Here is a 15,229-nt window from a genome sequence, read left to right as displayed (position 1 = left end):
TTTTGCTATCCGTGAAGGTGGCCGTACTGTAGGTGCGGGTGTTGTTGCTAAGATCGTTGCTTAATTTTAAGCTTCGGTAGCACAATGCAAAAAAAAGGACGCTTCGGCGTCCTTTTTTAATGCCTGTTTTTCAATAAGTAATAATGATGGCTAAGGAAGCAACGGTTTTCCTGTTACTAAATGCCCAGTTCAATCGATAAATACAATTTGTAATGTGAACTATTCTCGTTTACATTCTCATGGTGGATTGTTGAGAGAGTTGTTATGTACGTTTGTTTGTGCCACGGAATATCCGATAAGAAAATCAAGAAACTTGCTTTCGAGCAGGGGATTACTGATATCCAAGGTATTCGTCGAATCACCCCATTGGGCTCTCAATGTGGAAAGTGTATTCGCCCAACAAAAGAATTGCTTAATGAACTCTCTACCGAATTATCTACCTTAGCGATGTTTAAACAGGCCAGTTAAAATAACGGCTGTGTCCCAATAGCGCGATTGACAGCGCCTTGAACAGTTCTACATTTAGTAGATGCTGAAAAGGAGCGAGCGCGATGAAATCTGATCCTAAAATCATCCAACACCTCAACAAAGCCCTTGGTAATGAACTCATTGCCATCAACCAATATTTCCTTCATGCCCGAATGTATAAAGACTGGGGACTAAAAGTTCTCGCAGATAAAGAGTATGAAGAGTCGATCGATGAAATGAAACACGCTGATGATCTGATTGAGCGAATATTGTTCCTTGAAGGCATTCCCAATTTACAAGACCTAGGCAAACTTCGCATCGGAGAAGATACGCAAGAAATGCTTGAGTGTGACTTAGCGTTAGAGATGGATGCCATTCCTGATCTGAGAGATGCTATTGAGTATGCCGAAAGTGTTCGTGACTACGTATCTCGTGATTTGTTTAACCATATCCTCGAAGATGAAGAAGAACATGTCGATTGGTTAGAAACACAACTCGGTTTGATCGATAAAGTCGGTATTCAAAACTACAACCAAGCACAGATGATTGAGGCTGAAGAATAAGGGCGTTGAATGAGCAATTGAAATGACGCCAGCCCAGACAAAACGTGTGCTGTGATTAATTTTTAAACGGCACTTGCAAAGCGTTTTGTGATCTGTATAATGCCCGCACTGCCTGAGACAAAATGTTCTCGTAAGTGCAGTTGTGAACCAATGAGCACAGGAGGAAGACTAGTCGTCGTAGGCTTTTAGCTTGATTAGTCAGTAATGTATACTCCGCTTATGTTCGCAGTCATGTTAAATGGCTGACAATGTATCAAATATTGATACTACGGTTTCACATAAATCAATCGGCATTCCCTCGTTTTAATGAGGTAGAGTGGCGATATTGTTTGTGTAATTTTTTAATTTGGAGCTCTGTCTAATGCAGAACCAACGTATCCGTATCCGCCTGAAGGCTTTCGATCATCGTTTGATCGACCAGTCTACTGCGGAAATCGTTGAAACCGCAAAGCGCACTGGTGCGCAGGTTCGTGGTCCTATTCCACTGCCAACTCGCAAAGAGCGTTTCACCGTTCTTATCTCTCCGCACGTCAACAAAGATGCACGTGATCAGTACGAAATTCGTACTCACAAGCGTCTGATCGACATCGTTGAGCCAACAGATAAAACTGTTGACGCTCTGATGCGTCTTGACCTTGCTGCGGGCGTTGATGTTCAAATCAGCCTGGGTTAAGAGGGGATTTAAGTAATGATTGGTCTAGTCGGTCGTAAAGTAGGCATGACTCGCATCTTCACTGAAGAAGGCGTTTCTATCCCTGTAACCGTTGTAGAAGTAGAAACTAACCGTGTAACTCAGGTACGTACTCCTGAAGTAGATGGTTACTCTGCTATCCAAGTAACTTCAGGCGCTAAGAAAGCAAGCCGCGTAACTAAGCCAGAAGCTGGTCACTTTGCGAAAGCAGGTGTAGAAGCTGGTCGCGGTCTGTGGGAATTCCGTCTGAATAGTGGTGAAGAGTTCGAAGTTGGCGCTGAGCTAAACGTAGATCTGTTCGCAGAAATTAAGAAAGTTGACGTTACTGGTACATCTAAAGGTAAGGGTTTCCAAGGCGCTGTTAAGCGTTGGAACTTCCGTACTCAAGATATGACCCATGGTAACTCTTTGTCTCACCGTGCACCGGGTTCAATTGGCCAATGTCAAACTCCAGGCCGTGTATTCAAAGGCAAAAAAATGGCAGGTCACATGGGTGCTGAGCAGGTAACTACTCAAAACCTAGAGATCGTACGTGTTGATGCTGAGCGCAAACTGTTACTTATTAAAGGTGCAGTCCCTGGTGCTACTGGTAGCAACGTGATCGTTAAACCAGCCGTTAAAGCGTAACGTCGAGGAGTTAGTAATGGAATTGGTAGTCAAAGGCGCTGATGCGCTAACTGTCTCCGAAACTACCTTCGGGCGTGAATACAACGAAGCCCTGGTACACCAGGTAGTCGTTGCATACGCAGCAGGTGCCCGTCAGGGTACTCGCGCTCAGAAAACCCGTTCAGATGTACGCGGTGGTGGTGCTAAGCCATGGCGTCAGAAGGGTACTGGCCGCGCCCGTGCAGGTACAATCCGTAGCCCAATTTGGCGCTCGGGTGGTGTAACTTTCGCAGCTCGTCCACAGGACCACAGCCAGAAAGTTAACAAGAAAATGTACCGTGGTGCTCTTAAGAGCATTCTGTCTGAGCTAGTTCGTCAAGATCGTTTGATCGTTGTTGACAACTTCTCTGTAGAAGCTCCAAAGACCAAAGAGCTAATCGTCAAGCTGAAAGAGCTTGAACTGACTGAAGCTCTGATCGTAACTGCAGAAGTTGATGAAAATCTGTTCCTTGCGGCACGTAACTTGTACAAAGTTGACGTACGTGATGCAGCAGGCATCGACCCAGTTAGCCTGATCGCTTTCGACAAAGTAGTGATGACTGCAGCAGCAGTTAAACAAGTTGAGGAGATGCTGGGATGATCACTGAAGAGCGTATTCTTAAAGTTCTACGTGCTCCGCACATCTCTGAAAAAGCAACCATGGCTGCTGAAAACGGTAACACTATCGTTTTCAAAGTAGCAATGACTGCAACTAAGAAAGAGATCAAAGCGGCAGTTGAGAAACTGTTCGAAGTTGAAGTTAAGTCTGTAAATACTCTTATCACTAAGGGTAAGACCAAACGTCAAGGTGCTCGCCAAGGTCGTCGTTCAGACGTCAAAAAAGCGTACGTTATCTTGAAAGAAGGTCAAGACATCGACTTCGCTGGCGGCGCTGAGTAAGACGGAGGAGTATTAAAAAATGGCAATTGTTAAATGTAAGCCTACTTCACCGGGTCGTCGTCACGTTGTTAAAGTTGTTAACGCTGACCTGTACAAGGGTAAGCCTTACGCACCGCTTCTGGAGAAAAACCAGAAGTCAGGCGGTCGTAACAACAACGGTCGTATCACAGTACGTCACATCGGTGGTGGTCATAAGCAACACTACCGTGTAATTGACTTCAAACGTACTAAAGACGGCATCCCAGCGAAAGTTGAGCGCCTGGAATACGATCCAAACCGCAGTGCAAACATTGCACTGGTTCTGTACGCAGACGGTGAGCGTCGTTACATCATTGCACCTAAAGGCCTGAAAGCTGGTGACCAGATTCAATCTGGCGCTGATGCTGCGATCAAAGCAGGTAACACCCTGCCAATGCGCAACATCCCAGTAGGTTCAACTGTTCACTGTGTTGAACTGAAGCCTGGTAAAGGTGCACAGCTGGCTCGTTCAGCTGGTGCATACGCACAAATCGTTGCTCGCGATGGCGCATACGTAACTATTCGTTTGCGTTCTGGCGAAATGCGTAAGGTTCTTTCTGAAGGTCGTGCGACCATCGGTGAAGTTGGTAACGCAGAACACATGCTGCGTGAATTGGGTAAAGCTGGTGCAACTCGTTGGAAAGGCGTTCGTCCTACCGTACGTGGTGTAGCAATGAACCCAGTGGATCACCCACACGGTGGTGGTGAAGGTCGTACATCAGGCGGTCGTCACCCAGTATCACCTTGGGGTATGCCAACTAAGGGCTTCAAAACCCGTAAGAACAAACGTACCGACAAGTACATCGTACGTCGTCGTAACAAGTAATTTTAAAGAGGATACGCCATGCCACGTTCTCTCAAGAAAGGTCCATTTATTGACCTGCACTTGCTGAAGAAGGTAGAGAAAGCGTTGGAAAGCGGTGACAAAAAGCCTGTTAAGACTTGGTCCCGTCGTTCAATGATCATCCCTCAGATGATCGGTTTGACCATCGCTGTCCATAATGGTCGTCAGCACGTACCTGTTTTCGTCACTGAAGAGATGATCGGTCACAAGCTGGGCGAATTTGCACCAACACGTACTTATCGCGGCCATGCTGCAGATAAGAAAGCTAAGAAGCGTTAAGGAGTTAAGATATGGAAGCTATTGCTAAACATCGCTTTGCTCGTATTTCGCCTCAAAAAGCACGTTTGGTTGCAGACCAAGTGCGCGGTAAAAACGTTGCACAAGCTCTAGAAGTTCTGACTTTCAGCGACAAAAAAGCTGCTGAACTGATCAAGAAAGTTCTGGAGTCTGCTATCGCAAACGCCGAGCATAACGAAGGTGCTGACATTGATGATTTGAATGTCGCAAAAATCTTTGTTGACGAAGGTCCAGTCATGAAGCGCATTATGCCTCGTGCAAAAGGCCGTGCCGATCGCATCTTGAAGCGTTCTAGCCACATCACTGTTGTTGTAGCAGACCGCTAAGAGACGAGGAGAGAAAGCAATGGGTCAAAAAGTACATCCTAATGGTATTCGTCTTGGCATTTGTAAGCCTTGGAATTCCACCTGGTTTGCTAACAGCCAAGATTTCGCTGACAATCTAGACGGCGACTTCAAGGTACGTCAGTTCCTAACAAATGAACTGAAAAAAGCGTCTATTTCTCGCATCGTTATCGAGCGTCCTGCGAAGAGCATCCGTGTGACAATTCACACTGCTCGTCCAGGTGTTGTTATCGGTAAGAAAGGCGAAGACGTAGAAAAACTACGCGCTCGCGTTGCTCAACTAGCCGGTGTACCTGCACAAATCAACATTGCAGAAGTACGCAAGCCAGAGCTTGATGCTCAGCTGGTTGGTGACAGCATCGCTTCTCAGCTAGAGCGTCGTGTTATGTTCCGTCGCGCTATGAAGCGTGCGGTACAAAACGCAATGCGTCTAGGTGCCAAGGGTATTAAAGTGGAAGTAAGCGGCCGTCTTGGCGGTGCTGAAATCGCTCGTACCGAGTGGTACCGTGAAGGTCGTGTGCCATTGCACACCCTTCGTGCTGATATTGATTACGCAACTTCTTCGGCTCACACCACTTACGGTGTAATTGGTATTAAAGTTTGGATCTTCAAAGGTGAAGTTCTAGGCGGCATGCCAGTTGCTGAGCCACAGGCTGATAAGCCTAAGAAGCAGCGTAAAGGCCGTAAGTAAGGAGTCTATCGATGCTTCAACCAAAACGTACTAAGTTCCGCAAGGCTTTTAAAGGTCGTAACCGCGGTCTTGCTGCCGGTACTGACGTAAGCTTCGGTACCTTCGGCCTTAAAGCTGTTGGTCGTGGTCGTATCACTGCTCGTCAGATCGAAGCTGCACGTCGTGCTATGACTCGTCACATTAAGCGTCAGGGTCAAATCTGGATCCGTGTCTTCCCAGACAAGCCGATCACTACTAAACCTCTGGAAGTTCGTCAGGGTAAAGGTAAGGGTTCTGTAAGTTACTGGGTTGCACAAATTCAACCAGGTAAAGTCCTGTACGAGATGGATGGTGTTTCTGAAACCCTAGCTCGCGAAGCATTCGAGCTAGCTTCACGTAAACTACCAATCAAAACCACTTTCGTAACTAAGGCGGTGATGTGATGAAAGCACAAGAACTTCGCGAAAAGAGCGTAGAACAGCTGAATGAAGAACTGCTGGGTCTGCTGCGTGAGCAATTCAACCTGCGCATGCAAGCGGCTACTGGTCAACTTCAGCAGACTCACACTCTGAAGACTGTTCGTCGTGATATCGCACGTGTTAAAACCGTTCTGAACCAGAAGGGCAACGCATAATGAGCGACCAAATCCGTACTCAACAAGGCCTTGTAGTTAGCGACAAAGGCGATAAGTCTATTGTTGTTGCAATTGAGCGCCAGGTGAAACACCCGATCTACGGTAAGTTCATCAAGCGTACAACTAAACTACATGTTCACGATGAAAACAACGAATGCGCCCAAGGCGATACCGTTGAAGTTCGTGAGTGTCGTCCACTGTCTAAGACTAAGTCTTGGACTCTGGTACGCGTAGTTGAGAAAGCACGCCTGTAAGGGTAACTTTCCAACGGTTAAAAATAAAACGGCTCCATCTCTGGGGCCGTTTATTTTTTATCTATTCATCTTTAAAAAATAGTGTTATTATTCGCCGCCCTTGTAATGAGGCAGCCCGACCCGAGATGGGTCTAGATGTAATAACAGCGGAGCACTAACCATGATCCAAATGCAAAGTATGCTGGATGCAGCCGACAACTCCGGCGCTCGCAGTGTAATGTGTATTAAGGTGCTGGGTGGTTCACACCGTCGCTACGCCCATATCGGCGATGTCATCAAAGTTACCGTGAAGGATGCAATCCCACGCGGTAAAGTAAAAAAAGGTGACGTTCTGAAGGCGGTTGTAGTTCGCACCCGTAAAGGCGTTCGTCGTCCAGACGGTTCTGTCATTCGCTTCGACCGTAATGCTTGCGTGTTGTTGAACGACAATACTGAGCAACCAATCGGTACTCGTATCTTTGGCCCTGTGACACGTGAGCTTCGTGGCGATAAGTTCATGAAGATTGTGTCTCTGGCGCCTGAAGTTCTGTAAGGAGCGGTTTAAAATGGCAGCTAAAATCCGTCGTGAAGACGAAATTATCGTTCTTGTTGGTAAAGACAAAGGCAAGAAAGGTAAAGTATCTAAGGTACTGACTACCGGTAAGGTTATCGTTGAAGGTATCAACCTAGTTAAGAAACACCAGAAGCCAGTTCCGGCAATGGGTGTTCAAGGCGGCATCGTTGAAAAAGAAGCTGCACTTGACGTTTCTAACGTGGCTATCTACAACGCGGCAACTGGTAAAGCAGACCGTGTAGGCTTCCGATTTGAAGACGGCAAAAAAGTTCGTTTCTTCAAGTCGAATGGCGAAACTATTAAGTAAGTTGGAGTAGTACTATGGCGAAACTGCATGATTACTACAAAGAGACTGTTGTAAAAGAGCTTGCTCAAAAGTTCGAATACAAGAGTATCATGCAAGTCCCAAGGATCGAAAAGATCACCCTGAACATGGGTGTGGGCGAAGCGATCAACGATAAAAAACTGCTTGAGAACGCAGCTTCAGATATGACCACAATTACTGGTCAGAAGCCGCTTATCACTAAAGCACGTAAATCTGTTGCTGGCTTCAAGATCCGAGAGGGCTACCCTATCGGCTGTAAAGTAACCCTGCGTGGCGAGCGTATGTGGGATTTCTTTGAGCGTTTGATTTCAATCGCTCTACCACGTGTGCGTGACTTCCGTGGCGTAAGTTCGAAATCTTTCGACGGTCGCGGTAACTACAGCATGGGCGTTCGTGAGCAAATCATCTTCCCAGAGATCGATTACGATAAAGTAGATCGTATTCGTGGTCTTGATATTACTATCACGACTACCGCGGCGACTGATGAGGAAGGTCAAGCTCTGCTGGCTGCCTTTAACTTCCCATTCCGTAAGTAAGGTGAAGGGTTACTGTAATGGCTAAGCAATCAATGAAAGCGCGCGAAGTAAAACGCGCGAAACTGGTAGCAAAGTTCGCTGAAAAGCGTGCTGCATTTAAAGCTATCATTAAAAACGTGAACGCGACTGAAGAAGAGCGTTGGGACGCAGTCCTGAAGCTTCAAACTTTACCGCGTGATTCTTCCAAGTCTCGTCAGCGTAATCGTTGTAACCAGACTGGGCGTCCACATGGCTACCTACGTAAATTCGGCCTTAGCCGAATCAAGGTCCGTGAAGCTTGCATGAAAGGCGAGATTCCGGGTCTGCGTAAGGCGAGCTGGTAATTGAATCACGGGAGTAAAGACTTATGAGCATGCAAGATCCGATCTCGGATATGCTGACCCGCCTTCGTAACGGTCAGACAGCGGCGAAAGTTGCTGTTAAAATGCCTTCGTCAAAGCTAAAAGTGGCAATTGCTGAGCTACTTAAAGCTGAAGGTTATGTGGCTGACTACGCTGTAACAAGCGATGTTAAGCCAGAACTGGAAGTGACTTTGAAATACTTCGAAGCGAACCCAGTTATCGAGCAAATCCAACGTGTAAGCCGTCCAGGTCTGCGCATCTATAAGAAAAAAGATGCACTGCCTTCTGTAATGGGTGGTCTGGGTATTGCTGTAGTATCAACTTCTAAAGGTTTGATGACCGACCGTGCCGCTCGCAAAGCGGGTCTTGGCGGTGAGATCATCTGCTACGTAGCTTAAGGAGTAGGAAATGTCTCGTGTTGCAAAAGCACCCGTAGTAATTCCTGCCGGCGTAGAGGTGAACCTTAACGGTCAGGAAATCACTGTAAAAGGTAGCAAAGGCGAATTGTCCCGAGTTATCAACAACGCAGTGGTAGTAAGCCAAGAAGACAACGCTGTGAAGTTTGCGCCGCGCGAAGGTATTGTGAAGGCTAACGCCCAAGCAGGTACTGCACGTGCACTAGTAAACAACATGGTTGTTGGTGTTACTGAAGGCTTTACCAAGAAACTGATCCTGAAAGGTGTTGGTTATCGTGCGTCAATCAAGGGTAACGCAGTAGCTCTAACTTTGGGCTTCTCTCACCCGGTTGAACATGACCTGCCTGCAGGCATCAAGGCAGAATGCCCAAGCCAAACTGAAATTGTTTTGACTGGTACAGACAAGCAATTAGTTGGTCAAGTAGCTGCTGACATCCGCGCATACCGTCAACCTGAGCCTTACAAAGGCAAAGGTGTTCGTTACTCTGACGAAGTCGTGCGTACTAAAGAAGCTAAGAAGAAGTAAGGTAACACTATGGATAAGAAAATTGCTCGTATCCGTCGTGCGACCCGAGCGCGTCGCAAGATTGCTGAACTGGGTGCGACTCGCCTAGTGGTGCACCGTACTCCACGTCACGTGTACGCACAGGTTATCGCAGCTAATGGCTCTGAAGTTATCGCAGCTGCTTCTACCGTAGAAAAAGCGATCCGTGATCAAGTGAAGAGTACCGGTAACAAAGACGCTGCAGCGGCTGTTGGTAAAGCAGTAGCTGAACGTGCGTTGGAAAAAGGCATCGAATCAGTTGCTTTTGACCGCTCCGGTTTCCAATACCACGGCCGCGTGGCTGCACTGGCAGATGCTGCCCGTGAAGCTGGTCTGAAATTCTAAGGTAGGCGGAAAGATGGCTAACGAAAAACAACAAAGTGATTTGCAAGAGAAGCTGATTGCTGTTAACCGTGTTTCTAAAACGGTTAAAGGTGGTCGCATCTTTAGCTTCACCGCTCTTACTGTAGTTGGTGATGGCAATGGTCGCGTAGGTTTCGGTTACGGCAAAGCCCGTGAAGTACCTGCCGCTATCCAAAAATCAATGGAAAAAGCGCGCCGTAACATGGTTACTATCGCGTTGAACGACGGTACTCTGCACCACGCTGTTAAAGGTCGCCACACTGGTTCTAAAGTGTACATGCAGCCTGCTTCAGAAGGTACAGGTATCATCGCCGGTGGTGCGATGCGTGCGGTACTAGAAGTTGCGGGTGTTCGCAACGTTCTGGCGAAAGCATACGGTTCTACTAACCCAATCAACATCGTTCGTGCAACGATTCTTGGTTTGGGTGGTATGAAGTCTCCAGAAATGGTTGCTGCTAAACGCGGTATGCCTGTAAACGAAATTCTGGGGTAATCGACATGGCTAATACTATTAAAGTAACTCAGACACGTAGCTCTATCGGTCGTTTGCCGAAGCATAAAGCTACACTGCGTGGCTTGGGCCTACGTCGCATCAACCACACTGTTGAGCTTGAAGATACTGCTTGCGTACGCGGCATGATCAATCAAGTTTACTACATGGTCAAAGTGGAGGAGTAATCACATGCGTTTGAATACTCTATCTCCGGCTGCGGGTTCTAAGCCTTCTAAGAAGCGCGTAGGCCGTGGTATCGGTTCAGGCCTGGGCAAAACTGGTGGCCGCGGTCACAAAGGTCAGAAATCACGTTCAGGTGGTTCTGTACGCCCAGGTTTCGAAGGCGGTCAAATGCCTTTGAAACAACGTCTGCCAAAATTTGGTTTTACTTCTCGCAAGAGCCTAACTGCAGCAGAAGTTCGTCTAAGCGAACTAGCTAAAGTTGAAGGTGACGTAGTGAGCCTTGAGACATTGAAAGCGGCTAACGTTATCACTAAAGACATCCGTACGGCGAAAATCGTACTGTCTGGTGAAATCGCGCGTTCAGTGACTGTTAAAGGTCTTCGCGTTACCAAAGGTGCTCAGGCTGCAATTGAAGCTGCTGGCGGTAAAATCGAGGAATAACTAGCTCGAGGACGAGGTACAGATGGCAAAACAACCAGGACAAAATTTTAGTAGTGCAAAAGGTGGACTTGCGGAACTCAAAACCCGTCTACTGTTTGTGGTAGGTGCGTTATTGGTTTTCCGTGCCGGCTCTTTTGTACCAATTCCTGGTATTGACGCTGCTGTACTTGCCGATTTGTTCGAACAGCAACAAGGTACCATCATTGAACTGTTTAACATGTTCTCTGGTGGTGCTCTTGAGCGTGCTTCTATCCTAGCATTGGGTATCATGCCGTATATTTCGGCATCGATTATCGTACAATTGCTAACGGTAGTTCATCCAGCCTTGGCTGAGTTGAAAAAAGAAGGGGAGTCTGGTCGTCGTAAGATTAGCCAGTATACCCGCTACGGCACGCTAGTACTGGCAACCTTCCAAGCGATTGGTATCGCTACAGGGTTGCCAAGTATGATTCCAGGCCTTGTGGTTAACCCAGGGTTTGGATTCTACTTCACTGCTGTTGTGAGTTTGGTTACCGGCACCATGTTCTTGATGTGGTTAGGTGAGCAGATCACTGAGCGAGGTATCGGTAACGGTATTTCCTTGATTATTTTCACGGGTATCGTTGCAGGATTACCGTCCGCTATCGGACAGACAGCGGAGCAAGCGCGTCAAGGTGAATTGCACGTGCTTCTTCTTCTGTTGATTGCGGTAATTGCATTCGCAGTAATTGCGTTCGTAGTGTTCATGGAGCGTGGTCAACGTCGTATCGTCGTTAACTATGCAAAACGTCAGCAAGGCCGTCGTGTTTTTGCTGCGCAGAGCACTCACTTGCCATTGAAAGTTAATATGGCAGGCGTAATTCCAGCGATTTTTGCATCAAGTATTATCCTGTTCCCAGGCACTTTGGCCCAATGGTTTGGACAAAGTGAGCAGCTGGGCTGGCTGGCGGATGTGTCTCTGGCACTGAGTCCTGGTCAACCACTGTATGTAATTCTTTATGCTGCAGCGATTATCTTTTTCTGTTTCTTCTACACGGCGTTGGTTTTCAACCCGCGTGAGACAGCAGACAATCTGAAGAAGTCTGGTGCATTCGTACCTGGTATTCGCCCGGGCGAGCAGACTGCAAAGTATATAGATAAAGTAATGACTCGACTTACCCTTGCGGGTGCGTTGTATATCACCTTTATCTGTCTGATCCCCGAGTTCATGATGATTGCTTGGAACGTACGCTTTTATTTCGGCGGGACTTCCCTACTAATCGTAGTTGTAGTGATTATGGACTTTATGGCTCAAGTTCAGACACACCTGATGTCTCAACAATATGAGTCCGTGTTGAAGAAAGCCAATCTGAAAGGCTATGGCCGATAACAGATTGACATCTACGGAGTTTAGCAATGAAAGTTCGTGCTTCCGTTAAGAAAATCTGCCGTAACTGTAAAGTAATCAAGCGTAACGGTGTCGTTCGCGTGATTTGCAGTGAGCCAAAGCACAAGCAGCGCCAAGGCTAATAGCAGAATATTTTTCTTGCAAAATTTAGGCAGGGTGGCTACATTAGCCACCCACCTTTTGTGTGTGCAAAAGAAGTGGTATAGCCGCTGCGTATCCTCAACGGGCTCTGCAGCGGTTCTTCTTGAAAAAGTACTAGGAGTGAATAGTGGCCCGTATTGCAGGCATTAACATTCCTGATCATAAGCATGCCGTTATCGCATTGACTGCGATTTTCGGTATCGGTAAAACCCGTTCAAAAGCTATTTTGGCTGAGACTGGTATTGCTGAAAGCATTAAGATCAGTGAACTAACTGAAGAGCAGATCGATCTACTGCGTGATGGCGTTGCCAAGTACACTGTAGAAGGTGATCTACGTCGTGAAGTTTCAATGAACATCAAGCGTCTTATGGACCTTGGTTGTTACCGCGGTTTGCGTCATCGTCGCAGCTTGCCACTACGTGGCCAGCGTACGAAGACCAATGCTCGTACCCGTAAGGGTCCGCGCAAACCGATCAAGAAATAATCGGGGTAGGTGATTACTAATGGCTAAACAACCAAATCGCGCACGTAAACGCGTACGCAAGCAAGTTGCTGATGGCGTAGCGCATATCCATGCGTCTTTCAACAACACAATCGTTACCATTACTGACCGTCAAGGTAATGCTCTTGCATGGGCAACTGCAGGTGGTTCTGGTTTCCGCGGTTCTCGTAAATCAACTCCGTTCGCTGCACAGGTTGCTGCTGAGCGTTGTGGTGAGATGGCTAAAGAATATGGCCTTAAGAACCTGGAAGTTATGGTTAAGGGTCCTGGTCCAGGCCGTGAATCTACGATTCGCGCTCTGAACGCGGCTGGTTTCCGTATCACAAACATTGTTGATGCGACTCCAATCCCACATAACGGTTGTCGTCCACCTAAGAAACGTCGCGTATAACGCTGTTTCTTAGTATTCTGGAGAAAGATCATGGCAAGATATTTGGGTCCTAAGCTGAAGCTTAGCCGTCGCGAAGGTACTGACTTGTTCCTAAAGTCAGGCGTACGCGCGATTGATACCAAGTGTAAAATTGACAACGCCCCAGGCGTGCACGGCGCTCGTCGCGGTCGTCTGTCTGAATACGGCGTTCAGCTTCGTGAGAAGCAAAAAGTTCGTCGCATTTATGGCGTTCTTGAAAAGCAATTCCGTAACTACTATCAAGAAGCTGCTCGCATTAAAGGCAACACAGGTGAAAACCTGCTGCAACTTCTAGAAGGTCGTCTGGACAACGTAGTTTACCGTATGGGCTTTGGTGCTACTCGCGCTGAATCACGCCAGCTGGTAAGCCACAAGGCGATCCTAGTTAACGGCAAAGTGGTTAACGTTCCTTCTTTCAAGGTAACGGCTAATGACGTTGTTAGCATTCGCGAGAAAGCTAAGAACCAAGCACGCATTAAGGCAGCACTTGAAATTGCTGCTCAGCGCGAGCTGCCAACTTGGATCGAAGTAGACAGCAACAAAATGGAAGGCACTTTCAAGCGCCTACCAGAGCGTTCAGATTTGTCTGCTGACATCAACGAACACCTGATCGTCGAGCTTTACTCTAAGTAAAGCTAAACTAAAGAGAGGACACAATGCAGGGTTCTGTAACAGAATTTCTTAAGCCGCGTCTAGTTGACATCGAACAAGTAAGCTCGACGCACGCAAAAGTAACTCTTGAGCCGCTAGAGCGTGGCTTTGGTCACACCCTAGGCAATGCTCTACGTCGCATCCTACTGTCGTCTATGCCTGGTTGCGCAGTGACAGAAGTAGAGATTGATGGCGTGTTGCACGAGTACAGCACCAAAGAGGGTGTACAGGAAGATATCCTGGAGATCCTACTTAACCTTAAAGGCCTGGCCGTTAAGGTAGAGGGTAAAGATGAAGTTATCCTTACTCTTACTAAGTCTGGTGCGGGCCCTGTTGTTGCAGGCGACATCACCCACGACGGTGGTGTTGAGATTGCGAACCCAGAACACGTAATCTGCCATCTAACTGATTCTAATGCTGAAATTAGTATGCGAATCAAGGTAGAACGTGGTCGCGGCTATGTACCAGCGTCAGCCCGTATTCACACTGAAGAAGACGAGCGCCCTATCGGCCGTCTACTTGTTGATGCGACGTTCAGCCCAGTAGACCGTATTGCTTACAATGTTGAAGCAGCACGTGTTGAACAGCGTACCGATCTAGACAAGTTGGTTATCGATATGGAAACCAATGGTACTCTTGATCCTGAGGAAGCTATCCGTCGTGCAGCAACAATTCTTGCTGAACAACTGGATGCATTCGTAGATCTTCGTGATGTACGAGTTCCTGAAGAGAAAGAAGAGAAGCCAGAGTTCGATCCGATCCTACTGCGTCCTGTAGACGATCTGGAACTAACTGTTCGCTCTGCTAACTGTTTGAAAGCAGAAGCGATCCACTACATCGGTGATCTGGTACAGCGTACCGAGGTTGAGCTTCTTAAGACGCCAAACCTTGGTAAAAAGTCTTTGACTGAAATTAAAGACGTGCTGGCTTCACGTGGTCTGTCTCTAGGCATGCGCCTAGAAAACTGGCCGCCAGCATCAATCGCTGAAGATTAATCAGATTCTGATTACTTAGTTAGAAGGATTAGGTCATGCGCCATCGTAAGAGTGGTCGTCAACTCAATCGCAACAGCAGTCATCGTAAAGCGATGTTCAGCAACATGGCTAGCTCTCTGGTAACTCACGAAGTTATCAAAACTACTTTGCCTAAAGCAAAAGAGCTGCGTCGCGTAATTGAGCCATTGATTACCCTAGCAAAGATCGACAGTGTTGCTAACCGTCGTCTTGCATTCGCTCGCACTCGTAACGACGAAGTTGTAGCGAAGCTGTTCAACGAACTAGGTCCACGTTTTGCCTCTCGTGCAGGCGGTTACACTCGCATTCTTAAATGCGGTGTTCGCGCAGGCGATAAAGCCCCTATGGCTTACATCGAGTTGGTAGACCGTCCTGAGCAATCTGCTGAGGAAGCTGCTGAATAAGCACGCGGAACCTATCGGTAAAAAGCCAGGCATTGCCTGGCTTTTTATTTATCTAAATGTTGTAAGTTCGTAACGTTAGTTTTGTCTCCTCGCTTCCTACTCAGGCCAAATTCATCAATTTTCGTTTGACTGCTATATAAAGAAGAGCAACGCTTTTCTACATCTACATCTACATCTACATCTACATCTACATCTACATCTACATCTACATCTACATCTA

Annotated in this window: 30 protein-coding genes; all 30 read left to right on the top strand. The window is 47.2% G+C overall.

All coding sequences use genetic code 11. The features are described 5' to 3' along the window. The first annotated feature begins 264 nt into the window (after positions 1-264). Complete coding sequence (locus LRP50_RS24650) at positions 265-468, top strand: (2Fe-2S)-binding protein (RefSeq protein WP_274167049.1); 204 nt, start codon at positions 265-267, stop codon at positions 466-468. Positions 469-551: 83 nt separating this feature from the next. Further along, entirely contained in the window at positions 552-1,031 is a 480-nt protein-coding gene (gene bfr / locus LRP50_RS24645; RefSeq protein WP_274167048.1) for a bacterioferritin, read from the top strand. A 361-nt stretch (positions 1,032-1,392) separates the two neighbouring features. Continuing rightward, positions 1,393-1,704, top strand: coding sequence for a 30S ribosomal protein S10 (rpsJ, locus tag LRP50_RS24640; protein WP_005501283.1), 312 nt, complete (start codon positions 1,393-1,395; stop codon positions 1,702-1,704). Between the two features lie 15 nt (positions 1,705-1,719). After that, positions 1,720-2,349, top strand: a complete 630-nt coding sequence (rplC, locus tag LRP50_RS24635) for a 50S ribosomal protein L3 (RefSeq protein ID WP_274167047.1) — start codon at positions 1,720-1,722, stop codon at positions 2,347-2,349. Positions 2,350-2,365: 16 nt separating this feature from the next. After that, positions 2,366-2,968: a 50S ribosomal protein L4 gene (gene rplD / locus LRP50_RS24630; RefSeq protein WP_028024654.1), complete on the top strand. Its 603-nt coding sequence runs from the start codon at positions 2,366-2,368 to the stop codon at positions 2,966-2,968. Then, positions 2,965-3,267 carry a 50S ribosomal protein L23 gene (gene rplW, locus LRP50_RS24625; RefSeq protein ID WP_016962013.1) on the top strand — a complete coding sequence of 101 codons (303 nt, stop codon included), beginning with the start codon at positions 2,965-2,967 and terminating at the stop codon, positions 3,265-3,267. Before rplD ends, rplW begins: the two co-directional genes overlap by 4 nt. Before the next feature lie 19 nt (positions 3,268-3,286). After that, entirely contained in the window at positions 3,287-4,111 is an 825-nt protein-coding gene (rplB, locus tag LRP50_RS24620) for a 50S ribosomal protein L2 (RefSeq protein WP_274167046.1), read from the top strand. 18 nt (positions 4,112-4,129) lie between these two features. Then, complete coding sequence (gene rpsS, locus LRP50_RS24615; RefSeq protein ID WP_016962015.1) at positions 4,130-4,408, top strand: 30S ribosomal protein S19; 279 nt, start codon at positions 4,130-4,132, stop codon at positions 4,406-4,408. 11 nt (positions 4,409-4,419) lie between these two features. Then, on the top strand, positions 4,420-4,752 hold the full coding sequence (gene rplV / locus LRP50_RS24610) for a 50S ribosomal protein L22 (RefSeq protein ID WP_028024652.1): 333 nt from the start codon (positions 4,420-4,422) through the stop codon (positions 4,750-4,752). A 19-nt stretch (positions 4,753-4,771) separates the two neighbouring features. Beyond that, positions 4,772-5,461: a 30S ribosomal protein S3 gene (rpsC, locus tag LRP50_RS24605; protein ID WP_028024651.1), complete on the top strand. Its 690-nt coding sequence runs from the start codon at positions 4,772-4,774 to the stop codon at positions 5,459-5,461. 11 nt (positions 5,462-5,472) lie between these two features. Then, positions 5,473-5,883, top strand: coding sequence for a 50S ribosomal protein L16 (gene rplP, locus LRP50_RS24600; RefSeq protein WP_016962018.1), 411 nt, complete (start codon positions 5,473-5,475; stop codon positions 5,881-5,883). Next, on the top strand, positions 5,883-6,074 hold the full coding sequence (gene rpmC / locus LRP50_RS24595) for a 50S ribosomal protein L29 (protein WP_028024650.1): 192 nt from the start codon (positions 5,883-5,885) through the stop codon (positions 6,072-6,074). The genes rplP and rpmC overlap by 1 nt, the downstream gene beginning before the upstream one ends. Next, positions 6,074-6,328: a 30S ribosomal protein S17 gene (gene rpsQ, locus LRP50_RS24590; protein ID WP_028024649.1), complete on the top strand. Its 255-nt coding sequence runs from the start codon at positions 6,074-6,076 to the stop codon at positions 6,326-6,328. Before rpmC ends, rpsQ begins: the two co-directional genes overlap by 1 nt. 160 nt (positions 6,329-6,488) lie before the next feature. Further along, entirely contained in the window at positions 6,489-6,860 is a 372-nt protein-coding gene (gene rplN / locus LRP50_RS24585) for a 50S ribosomal protein L14 (RefSeq protein WP_016962021.1), read from the top strand. Between the two features lie 13 nt (positions 6,861-6,873). Continuing rightward, on the top strand, positions 6,874-7,188 hold the full coding sequence (rplX, locus tag LRP50_RS24580) for a 50S ribosomal protein L24 (protein ID WP_028024648.1): 315 nt from the start codon (positions 6,874-6,876) through the stop codon (positions 7,186-7,188). A 14-nt stretch (positions 7,189-7,202) separates the two neighbouring features. Further along, entirely contained in the window at positions 7,203-7,742 is a 540-nt protein-coding gene (rplE, locus tag LRP50_RS24575; protein ID WP_028024647.1) for a 50S ribosomal protein L5, read from the top strand. Positions 7,743-7,759: 17 nt separating this feature from the next. Next, positions 7,760-8,065: a 30S ribosomal protein S14 gene (gene rpsN, locus LRP50_RS24570; RefSeq protein WP_274167045.1), complete on the top strand. Its 306-nt coding sequence runs from the start codon at positions 7,760-7,762 to the stop codon at positions 8,063-8,065. A gap of 23 nt (positions 8,066-8,088) precedes the next feature. Then, positions 8,089-8,481 carry a 30S ribosomal protein S8 gene (gene rpsH, locus LRP50_RS24565; RefSeq protein WP_028024645.1) on the top strand — a complete coding sequence of 131 codons (393 nt, stop codon included), beginning with the start codon at positions 8,089-8,091 and terminating at the stop codon, positions 8,479-8,481. 10 nt (positions 8,482-8,491) lie between these two features. After that, positions 8,492-9,025 carry a 50S ribosomal protein L6 gene (gene rplF / locus LRP50_RS24560; RefSeq protein ID WP_274167044.1) on the top strand — a complete coding sequence of 178 codons (534 nt, stop codon included), beginning with the start codon at positions 8,492-8,494 and terminating at the stop codon, positions 9,023-9,025. A gap of 9 nt (positions 9,026-9,034) precedes the next feature. Next, positions 9,035-9,388 carry a 50S ribosomal protein L18 gene (gene rplR, locus LRP50_RS24555; RefSeq protein WP_028024643.1) on the top strand — a complete coding sequence of 118 codons (354 nt, stop codon included), beginning with the start codon at positions 9,035-9,037 and terminating at the stop codon, positions 9,386-9,388. A gap of 13 nt (positions 9,389-9,401) precedes the next feature. Next, on the top strand, positions 9,402-9,899 hold the full coding sequence (gene rpsE, locus LRP50_RS24550; RefSeq protein ID WP_274167043.1) for a 30S ribosomal protein S5: 498 nt from the start codon (positions 9,402-9,404) through the stop codon (positions 9,897-9,899). A gap of 5 nt (positions 9,900-9,904) precedes the next feature. Beyond that, on the top strand, positions 9,905-10,084 hold the full coding sequence (gene rpmD, locus LRP50_RS24545; protein ID WP_274167042.1) for a 50S ribosomal protein L30: 180 nt from the start codon (positions 9,905-9,907) through the stop codon (positions 10,082-10,084). A gap of 4 nt (positions 10,085-10,088) precedes the next feature. Next, positions 10,089-10,523 carry a 50S ribosomal protein L15 gene (gene rplO / locus LRP50_RS24540; RefSeq protein WP_002541432.1) on the top strand — a complete coding sequence of 145 codons (435 nt, stop codon included), beginning with the start codon at positions 10,089-10,091 and terminating at the stop codon, positions 10,521-10,523. Positions 10,524-10,545: 22 nt separating this feature from the next. Further along, complete coding sequence (secY, locus tag LRP50_RS24535) at positions 10,546-11,871, top strand: preprotein translocase subunit SecY (RefSeq protein ID WP_028024641.1); 1,326 nt, start codon at positions 10,546-10,548, stop codon at positions 11,869-11,871. Between the two features lie 26 nt (positions 11,872-11,897). Next, positions 11,898-12,011, top strand: a complete 114-nt coding sequence (gene rpmJ / locus LRP50_RS24530) for a 50S ribosomal protein L36 (protein ID WP_000868186.1) — start codon at positions 11,898-11,900, stop codon at positions 12,009-12,011. Between the two features lie 146 nt (positions 12,012-12,157). Then, the gene (gene rpsM, locus LRP50_RS24525; RefSeq protein ID WP_028024640.1) at positions 12,158-12,514 is read left to right on the top strand and encodes a 30S ribosomal protein S13; all 357 of its coding nucleotides are present in this window, start codon (positions 12,158-12,160) and stop codon (positions 12,512-12,514) included. A 19-nt stretch (positions 12,515-12,533) separates the two neighbouring features. Continuing rightward, positions 12,534-12,923, top strand: a complete 390-nt coding sequence (gene rpsK, locus LRP50_RS24520; RefSeq protein ID WP_002541534.1) for a 30S ribosomal protein S11 — start codon at positions 12,534-12,536, stop codon at positions 12,921-12,923. A gap of 30 nt (positions 12,924-12,953) precedes the next feature. Further along, positions 12,954-13,574: a 30S ribosomal protein S4 gene (gene rpsD, locus LRP50_RS24515; RefSeq protein WP_274167041.1), complete on the top strand. Its 621-nt coding sequence runs from the start codon at positions 12,954-12,956 to the stop codon at positions 13,572-13,574. Between the two features lie 23 nt (positions 13,575-13,597). After that, complete coding sequence (locus tag LRP50_RS24510; RefSeq protein WP_028024638.1) at positions 13,598-14,587, top strand: DNA-directed RNA polymerase subunit alpha; 990 nt, start codon at positions 13,598-13,600, stop codon at positions 14,585-14,587. A 35-nt stretch (positions 14,588-14,622) separates the two neighbouring features. Beyond that, positions 14,623-15,009 carry a 50S ribosomal protein L17 gene (rplQ, locus tag LRP50_RS24505; protein ID WP_028024637.1) on the top strand — a complete coding sequence of 129 codons (387 nt, stop codon included), beginning with the start codon at positions 14,623-14,625 and terminating at the stop codon, positions 15,007-15,009. Positions 15,010-15,229 lie beyond the last annotated feature (220 nt).

Source organism: Enterovibrio gelatinilyticus, from assembly GCF_028683095.1.
Taxonomy (GTDB): Bacteria; Pseudomonadota; Gammaproteobacteria; order Enterobacterales; family Vibrionaceae; genus Enterovibrio; species Enterovibrio gelatinilyticus.
This window is presented reverse-complemented; position numbering and strand designations above follow the sequence as displayed.